Source organism: Aquipuribacter aurantiacus (genome assembly GCF_051216895.1).
GTDB lineage: Bacteria > Actinomycetota > Actinomycetes > Actinomycetales > JBBAYJ01 > Aquipuribacter.
Window position 1 is genome coordinate 47,759 of sequence record NZ_JBPKAO010000018.1, and the last position, 8,129, is coordinate 55,887.

Sequence of the window (8,129 nt, forward strand, 5' to 3'; positions counted from 1 at the left end):
CCCGTCAGGGTAGTGCGCCGCGGGGCTCAGCGGTCCCGCTCGGCCCCGTCCGGACGGGGCTCGCGCGCCTGCTCGGCCAGCAGCACGAGCGGGATCCGCCGTGCGGTCTCCTCGCGGTAGCGCCGGAAGCCGTCCCAGGTCCGCGCCATGGCGGCCCAGCCCGCCTCCTCCTGCGCCCCCTCGGCGACGGTGGCCCCCGTGCGCCATCGCCGGCCCCACAGCTGCACGGCGACGTCGGGGTGGGCCACCAGGTTGTGGAACCAGGCCGGGTGGCGCTCCGCTCCCCCGGCGCTCGCGGCCACGACGAGGACAGGTCCCCGCTCGGCGTCGGGCAGCCGGGCGTAGACCAGCGGCACGGTGTGCTCGCGCCCGCTGCGTCGACCCGTCGTGCTCAGCAGCAGGTGCGGCCGATCGGCCCAGGTGTGACCGACGGCGCCGTCGGTGGCCCGGTAGGTGGCCACGTGCTCGGCCGCGTCGACCCACCGGCGCCGGTTCGGGTCCTGGTCGACCCCCGGCTCCCCCTGCTGCTCGGGCCGGCTCACGCGGCCACGTCGAAGGGCAGCCCGAAGCGCGTGGTGACGCCCGGGGAGGCCAGCACCGAGTCGGGCGCCCGGTCGACGAGACCGGGCAGCCCGGCCGCGGCGACCAGCGAGTCGTCCAGGTGCAGCAGGTCCGCGTGGTGCAGCGGCCAGGTCTCGTGGTCGTTGGGGACGTACTGCAGCCGCCCTCGGACGCGCGTGTGCAGCCCCCAGCGCGCGGTGAGGAAGTCGGCGAGGGGGTCCGGGCCGGGCAGGGCGTCACCCAGGCGCACCCGTACCGTGCCGCCCGCCCCACGCGGGCCCGGCCACCGGCGACGGGTGCGGTAGTCGAGGACGTCGCCGTCACGGTGCGCCGTCATCCGGGCCCAGGTGTACGGCAGGCCGAAGACGGCGCGCGCCCCCAGCACGACGGCGAGGCGCTGCGCCTCCAGGGAGCAGAACGCCACGCCACGGCGGCCCTGCCGGTCCACCGTGTAGGTGCGGACGTTGGTCTCGGCGAACGACCCGAACCACGGCACGCCGGGCAGGCGGCCCGGTCCGGCGTCCAGCAGCCGGAAGGGGATCAGGCCCACCCAGGCGTCCCCGTCGTAGGTGTCGGGCTCGGTACCGGCCGGGACCAGGGCCCTCGCCCGGCTGACGGGGACCCGCCAGTGCAGGAACACCAGGTCGCGCCAGCGCTGGCTCATCAGGGTCGGACCGGTCAGCGCGGGCGCCGTCCGGCTCAGCGGTTGCGGCTCCCTCACCACGAGAACGTAACCCGCCGAAGGGATGCCGCGGTCGGTGGGGTGGTTTCCGCGGCCGAGGTCGGGGTAGGACATGATCATGGTCCAGCCGAAGCGCGCCCTCGTCGACGTCCTCACCGGTGCTGCCGTCGGGGCGGCGGCCACCCTGCCGATGAGCGCCCTGATGCTGGGAGCCCAGCGAGCCGGGTTGATGGGCACCCAGCCGCCTCGGCGCGTCACCGACGAGGCGATCGAGGTCGTCGACGACGCGACGGACGAGCCGGTGGATCCGCCCGAGACGGCGCGCCGTGCGCTCACGGCCCTCAACCACCTCGGGTTCGGAGCCGTGGCCGGTGCCCCGTTCGCCCTGCTGCACCGGGCCCTGCCCGACCGGGTCCCCAGCGAGGTGGCCGGCGCCGCGTACGGCCTGGGCGTGTGGGCCTCGGCCTACCTGGGCTGGGTACCGGCGCTGGGGATCATGCCCAGCGCCGAGGACGACCGCCCCGACCGGCCCGCCAGCATGATCGCGGCCCACCTGGTCTACGGCGCCGTGCTGGGCGCGGGAGTACGACACCTGCGACCGCGCGACTGAGGCCGCACCACCGCCGCGCCCGGTACGGTGGTGCCGACGTCCTCGGGGCTCCAGCAGCCTCGACCGGGCCGTCCGCGGGTGTAGTTCAATGGTAGAACTCCAGCCTTCCAAGCTGGTCGTGCGGGTTCGATTCCCGTCACCCGCTCCGGTGTCTCCCCAGGTCAGGGGCCGGATGCGTGGCCTTCGGAGGCCGTAGCGCCGACCGCGACCATCGCTGCGTACCCGCGGCATCGGGACTGCTGCCGTCGTGCGCTATCTGCGGCGTTCCTTGAAGAGGTACATGGCGGTGTCAGCCCGATGGAGCAGGTCGTCGACGGACGCGTCGCTCCGTGAGTCGAACGCGGTCAGCCCGATGCTCATGCCTATCCGGACGAGGGTGTCCCGGGCGAGGCACGGGGCCTCGAGCGCGAGGAGGACGGCCGCCATGGACTCGGCGGCCGCTGCGGGGGAGCAGTCGGGGAGGAAGACGCCGAACTCGTCCCCGCCCAGTCGCGCGAAGGTGGCGCTGCGCGGCAGGACGCCGGCGATCCGGGCGGCGACCTCACGGAGCAGGTCGTCGCCGACGGCGTGACCGTAGGTGTCGTTCAGGGCCTTGAAGTCGTCGATGTCGCCGTACAGGAGGGCGCCGGCGCGGACGGGGGCCGCCGACGCGAGGAACGCGGCGAGGTCCCGGGCCAGGCTGGACCGATTGAGGAGGCCCGTCAGGTCGTCATGGCTCGCTCGGTGCTCGGCGTCCTGCAGCGCCCGGTGGAGCTCGGTGACGTCGCTGGCCGTGGCGAGGAGTCGGGACCGGTCGGCCTGGATGCGGGTCAGGTGCAGGCGGACCCAGCCGTCGGGGGTGCGAAGCGTGGTGGGGTTCACCGTGGCCCCGCCCGGCGCCGCGCTGAACAGAGGGGCCAGGGCCGTGCAGCGGCGAGACCCCGCCGAGAGCGATGCCGGACCGCGGTGCGCGGTGGCTGTCGCCCTCCGCAACGGGTCCGCGCCCAGCAGGTGTTCGAACGCTGGGTTGGCGGTCTCCACCGTCAGGTGCTTGTCGCGGAGGACAACTGCGAGGCCAACCGGGACCTCAGCGAGAAGCAGCCGCGGCAGAAGCTCCGGGACCGGTTGCGGCGCCGGATCGCAGCCGGGACGGAGCCGCTCGACGCGTGCGGTCACGGGCGGGGGGACAGGCCCCGGCCCTCGACAGGCTGCTCCAGGACCCAGGTCCATCGTCCGTCGATCTCGCTCACGCGTCGCTGCACGGTGTCGATGTCGTGGTTACGGACAGACAGCTCCGGATGCCAGGAGTCGCGGGTGCGGTGCTCGAAGGTGGTGGCACCATCACGCACCACGACGCGGTGCGCCTGGACGGTGGTGAGTGAACCGTCGGTCCTCTTCACGCGGTAGTGCGGCACGGAGCCTCCAGGGTTCGAGTTCGAGTGGGCTAGTCGACCCTTACGTAAAGGTAGAGTACGGGGGTGACCGCTTCCCACCCCCCGAGCACCGAGACAACCCCTCGGATGGATGCCGACGCGGCTGCGGCCGTGGTGGCCGAGGCGGCGCGCCGTCGGACGTTCGCGGTGATCAGCCACCCGGACGCGGGCAAGTCCACGTTGACCGAGGCGTTGGCGCTGCACGCCCGGGTGATCGCGACGGCAGGGGCGGTGCACGGCAAGGCCGGTCGCTCGGCGACGGTGTCGGACTGGATGGACATGGAGCGGGCCCGCGGCATCTCCGTGAGCTCGACCGCGCTGCAGTTCGAGTACGAGGACCTGGTGCTGAACCTGCTGGACACGCCGGGTCACGCGGACTTCTCCGAGGACACCTACCGGGTCCTGGCCGCGGTGGACTGCGCGATCATGCTGCTGGACGCGGCCAAGGGGCTGGAGCCGCAGACGCTCAAGCTGTTCGAGGTCTGCGCGTACCGGGGCATCCCGATCATCACGGTGATCAACAAGTGGGACCGGCCGGGCCTGGACCCGCTGGAGCTGATGGACGAGATCCGGGAACGCATCGGCCTGCGGCCCACCCCGTTGACGTGGCCGGTGGGGATAGCGGGGGACTTCCACGGGGTGCTGGACCGTTCGGACGGGAGCATGATCCGCTACCGGCGCACCGCCGGAGGGGCGACGATCGCCCCGGAGGAGCACCTGCCCGCAGAGCAGGCCGCGGCCGAGTTCGGCACCGACTGGGCCGAGGCGGTCGAGGGCCACGAGCTGCTCACCGCGGACGGGGCCGACCACGACGAGGCCGCGTTCCTGGCCGGGAGGACCACACCGGTGCTGTTCGCCTCGGCGGTCCTCAACTTCGGGGTCCGTCAGCTGCTGGACGTCGTCGTGTCGTTGGCGCCCCCGCCGGGTCCGCGGCCGGACGCAGCCGGTGATCCGCGCGATCTGGACCTGCCCTTCTCGGCGTTCGTGTTCAAGGTGCAGGCCGGGATGGACAAGGCCCACCGCGACCGCCTGGCCTACGCGCGCGTCTGCTCAGGGGTGTTCGAGCGGGGCATGCTCGCCGTCCACGCGTCGACCGGCCGCCCGTTCCCGACCAAGTACGCGCAATCGGTCTTCGGTCGCGAACGCCACACCCTGGACGTGGCCTACCCCGGCGACGTCATCGGCCTGGTCAACGCCACCTCGCTGCACGTGGGAGACACCCTGTACGCCGAGGACCCGGTCGAGTTCCCCCGCATCCCCAGCTTCGCCCCCGAGCACTTCGCCACCGTGCGCCCGCTCGACCTGGGCCGTTCCAAGCAGTTCCGCCGGGGCATCGAGCAGATGCAGCAGGAGAGCGTGGTCCAGGTGCTGCGCTCCGACCTGCGCGGTGACGCCGCGCCCGTCCTGGCCGCGGTCGGTCCAATGCAGTTCGAGGTCGTGGCCGCCCGGATGGCCTCCGAGCTCGGCGTGCAGGTCCAGGTCGACGCCCTGCCGTACACGATGGCCAGGCTCACCCGAGCCTCGGACGAGGCGACCCTGGCCACGGAACGGGGAGTCGAGGTCTTCACCCGGGCCGACGGCGAGCTGCTCGCCCTCATCACCGACAGGTGGCGACTGCAGGCCATCCAGCGCGCCCACCCCGACGTCGTCCTCGACCCCCTCATCGCGGGTTCCCTGTAACCCGGTCGGTGGGGTCCGCGCGGCCCGCCGGAACTCACCCGGGTCCCCGAGGTCCCGCGGGGTCGTCGGGGTCGAGCGGAACACCCGCGGGAACACCTGACCCGCCCGCGGTGCTGCCGTGCAGGACGCCTCGACCACATCCATGACCAACGACGAAGGGCCCCACCCCGCGTGACTCTCAGCACGGTGCCACGACCCGCAGCACGTGGCGCCCGTCGCCCGGACCGCTTCTACGGCTGGCACGTCATGGTCTACTCCGCGATCGCCGTGGCGGCCACCGCCCCCGGTCAGACGGCCGCGGTGTCCGTCTTCATCGACCCGATGATCCGAGACCTCGATGTCTCAAGGTCGGAGATCGCCGGGGCGTACCTGATCGGGACGCTGCTCGGCGCGGCCGCGATGCCGTTCGTCGGCACGGCCCTGGACCGGTACGGGGTGCGCCGCACCATGGCCGTGATCGGCGGGGTGTTCGGGGCCGTGCTCATCGGGTTGTCGGTGGTGTCGGGCCTGGTCGGGCTGACCGCCGGGTTCGTGGGGATCCGGATGATGGGCCAGGGCGCCCTCGGGTTGGTGGCGACCACGGCGTCGGCCTTGTGGTTCGTCCGACGGCGCGGCACGGTCCTGGGAGTGGTGTCCGCCGCCGGCGCCGCCGTGATCTCACTCGCCCCGGTAGGCCTGGAACGGCTGATCGCGGCCGAGGGCTGGCGCACCGCGTGGGCGGTCGAGGGCCTCATCGTCTGGGCCGTCGTGCTGCCGATCGCGCTGCTCGGCATGAAGGACCGCCCGGCCGACCTGGGCCAGGTCCCCGACGGGCGCGCCATCCCTGGCGCCGAGGAGCACGTCGAGTGGGGCCACACCCGGGCCGTCGCAGTCCGGTCCGGGTTCTTCTGGGTGGTCTGCGCAGCCGTCGCCGCCACCGGCATGCTGTCCACGGCCGTCGGGTTCCACCAGATCTCGCTGCTGGGTGAACGCGGGCTCTCCCCGGTGCAGGCCGCCGCGAACTTCCTGCCGCAGACGGTGGCAGCCCTGGTCGCGACCATCGGCACCGGCTGGCTCATCGACCGGTTCAGCCCCCGCTGGGCCACCAGCGCATCCATGCTCACCCTCGCCGCCGCGCTGGTGTGGGGCGCCTACACCACCGTCGGATGGTCGGCCATCGGCTTCGGCCTCACGCTGGGTCTGGCCGCGGGCAGCATCCGCTCCCTGGAGGCGGCGTCGTTCCCCCGCTACTTCGGCACCCTGCACCTGGGATCCATCCGCGGGATCGTCGCCCTGGNCCTACACCACCGTCGGATGGTCGGCCATCGGCTTCGGCCTCACGCTGGGTCTGGCCGCGGGCAGCATCCGCTCCCTGGAGGCGGCGTCGTTCCCCCGCTACTTCGGCACCCTGCACCTGGGATCCATCCGCGGGATCGTCGCCCTGGTCAGCGTCGGTTCCACCGCCTTCGGACCACTGCTGTTCGCCCTGGTCCGCGACGCCACCGGCAGCTACCAGCCCGCCCTGCTCGGCGCCGCGGCCGTACCGATGCTCGTCGCGGTCGCCGCCGTCTTCGTCGGCCCACCCTCGAGCCCGGCGACGACCCCGCTCAGCGAGACAGCGACTCCCGCTGCGCCATGATCTCGTCGAGCTCCTCGGCGAACGCCGTCGCCTGACGGACCTGCTCCTGCAGCGCCTCGCGCTGCGCCAGCACGGCCTCGCGGTACATCTGCACGCGGTCGAGGAGCTCCAGCCGTGCCTGCTCGGGCTCGTCACCCACGAACGAGACGGCCTCCAGGACCTCGAGCGCCTCCTTGGTCTCCTCCAGGGAGAAGAACGGCTTCATCCGCCGGACCAGCCGCAGCCGGTCGACGTCTTCGCGGGCGTAGAGACGGAACCCGCCCGAGGTACGACCGGACGGCACCACGAGGCCGAGCTCCTCGTAGTGGCGGATCGTGCGCAGGCTGAGGCTGGTCAGGGCTGCGACCTCACCGATCTGCATGAACGAACGGTCGGACTGCCCGGTGTTCAACTCTTCCATCACGTAAGGGTACGGTACGAGGCATGGTGACGATCACGTGCCCCACCTGTGGTGAGTCCGACGACCTGCACGGCCGACGGGTCGGCAACGACATCACGATCACCTGCCAGACGTGCGGGGGGTCGTGGCCCAGGCAGACCGAGGGGTGATGCGCCGCCAGGTCTAGCCGGCCCGACCGGTCGACCTCGACCAGCCGACCAGCGCGGCGCGGGCACGGTCGTACTCCAGAGCACGGTTGCGCCTCCACCCTGCGCCCTCGCCCGGGTCCCCGAGGCGTGATCGATGGTGTCGTTCTGCCCGGTCCAGGACGACCCACGGGCTCGTCGCCAGTACGCGGCGTCCGTCCACCGTCACGGGACCGGCCTCGGGCAGCAGGTCCTCGTAACCGCCGTACCCAGCAACCGCCACGTCGAGGCGGCCCCACGAGGTGACGAAGGTACGGTCCAGCTCGTCCGGCAGCGGCGCTGCAGGAGGCACCCACTGGAGGCACTGCTCGCGGGTGAGGGCTCCAGAACGCGACGGCCCAAGCGCCGGGACCGCCTCCAGCGCCCTCAAGGCCAGTGCCAGCCGTCGCAGGGACAGCGGGTGCCCGGCCGGAACCACGTCCAGGTCGGCCGGCTCCACGCGTGCCCCCATCTCCGCGAGCAGGACCGAGCCGGTGAGCAACCACGGCACCCCCATCCGCTCCAGGGCGTCGATCAGGGCGTGGGGCTGGAGTCGCGGGCGGTCGGACGGGTCCGGACGTGGGCTCATTCCAGGCTCCTCCACAGGTGGTGGGCTCCCCGGTCGAAGGCCCGGGTGGACACCTGACCCTAACGTGAAGGTAGGGTGAGGTCATCCAGTGCGGCTTGCCTTTCGTGCGCGCCCACGGCCACCGACTCTTCCGGGGTCCGCCCCGAGCACCGCTCGAACGCCGAACAGCTCCCGGTACTCCGTCAGGCGCGGCCCGCAAGCCGCGCTGCACACTGGCCGGCCGTGGCCAGACCGCCGCGAGCCGGACCGCGACGAGGACCTGCTCCACGACCGTCCCGCCGGGGCGGCCCCCCTGAGCGGCTGAAGCCCTGAACACCCCCAGCACCACCCACCACGGCCCGATGGGCCAGAGGAGCAACACCATGAGTCATCCTTCCCCCGAGCTCGGCACTCCCCCGTCCCTGCCCCGCGGC

Annotated in this window: 9 protein-coding genes and 1 tRNA gene; 4 read left to right on the plus strand and 6 right to left on the minus strand. The window is 72.8% G+C overall.

Annotation, left to right across the window (positions count from 1 at the left end; genetic code table 11):
- Positions 1-26 precede the first annotated feature (26 nt).
- Both ACR80Q_RS17755 and ACR80Q_RS17760 read right to left on the minus strand, forming a co-directional pair.
- Positions 27-542 (minus strand): nitroreductase/quinone reductase family protein, encoded by a 516-nt coding sequence (locus ACR80Q_RS17755; RefSeq protein ID WP_435378988.1) that lies wholly within the window; start codon positions 540-542, stop codon positions 27-29.
- Complete coding sequence (locus ACR80Q_RS17760) at positions 539-1,282, minus strand: YqjF family protein (RefSeq protein WP_435378989.1); 744 nt, start codon at positions 1,280-1,282, stop codon at positions 539-541. Before ACR80Q_RS17760 ends, ACR80Q_RS17755 begins: the two co-directional genes overlap by 4 nt.
- A 79-nt stretch (positions 1,283-1,361) precedes the next feature.
- Between ACR80Q_RS17760 and ACR80Q_RS17765 the strand changes: the two genes are divergently transcribed.
- Positions 1,362-1,853 carry a DUF6789 family protein gene (locus ACR80Q_RS17765; RefSeq protein WP_435378990.1) on the plus strand — a complete coding sequence of 164 codons (492 nt, stop codon included), beginning with the start codon at positions 1,362-1,364 and terminating at the stop codon, positions 1,851-1,853.
- A gap of 74 nt (positions 1,854-1,927) precedes the next feature.
- Positions 1,928-1,998, plus strand: a tRNA-Gly gene (locus tag ACR80Q_RS17770).
- A 107-nt stretch (positions 1,999-2,105) separates the two neighbouring features.
- Here ACR80Q_RS17770 and ACR80Q_RS17775 read toward each other — a convergent pair.
- On the minus strand, positions 2,106-2,714 hold the full coding sequence (locus tag ACR80Q_RS17775) for a GGDEF domain-containing protein (protein ID WP_435378991.1): 609 nt from the start codon (positions 2,712-2,714) through the stop codon (positions 2,106-2,108).
- 290 nt (positions 2,715-3,004) lie between these two features.
- Positions 3,005-3,247 carry a hypothetical protein gene (locus ACR80Q_RS17780; RefSeq protein ID WP_435378992.1) on the minus strand — a complete coding sequence of 81 codons (243 nt, stop codon included), beginning with the start codon at positions 3,245-3,247 and terminating at the stop codon, positions 3,005-3,007.
- A 105-nt stretch (positions 3,248-3,352) separates the two neighbouring features.
- On the opposite strand from ACR80Q_RS17780, the gene ACR80Q_RS17785 reads away from it, so the two are divergent.
- A complete protein-coding gene (locus tag ACR80Q_RS17785; protein WP_435378993.1) occupies positions 3,353-4,945 on the plus strand; it encodes a peptide chain release factor 3 in 1,593 nt (530 codons plus the stop codon).
- Between the two features lie 246 nt (positions 4,946-5,191).
- Positions 5,192-6,598 (plus strand): MFS transporter, encoded by a 1,407-nt coding sequence (locus ACR80Q_RS17790; RefSeq protein WP_435378997.1) that lies wholly within the window; start codon positions 5,192-5,194, stop codon positions 6,596-6,598.
- Here the strand turns inward: ACR80Q_RS17790 and ACR80Q_RS17795 are convergent.
- The gene (locus tag ACR80Q_RS17795; protein WP_435378994.1) at positions 6,532-6,963 is read right to left on the minus strand and encodes a MerR family transcriptional regulator; all 432 of its coding nucleotides are present in this window, start codon (positions 6,961-6,963) and stop codon (positions 6,532-6,534) included. The genes ACR80Q_RS17790 and ACR80Q_RS17795 overlap by 67 nt on opposite strands.
- Positions 6,964-7,125: 162 nt before the next feature.
- Positions 7,126-7,716, minus strand: coding sequence for a hypothetical protein (locus ACR80Q_RS17800; protein ID WP_435378995.1), 591 nt, complete (start codon positions 7,714-7,716; stop codon positions 7,126-7,128).
- Positions 7,717-8,129: the final 413 nt, after the last annotated feature.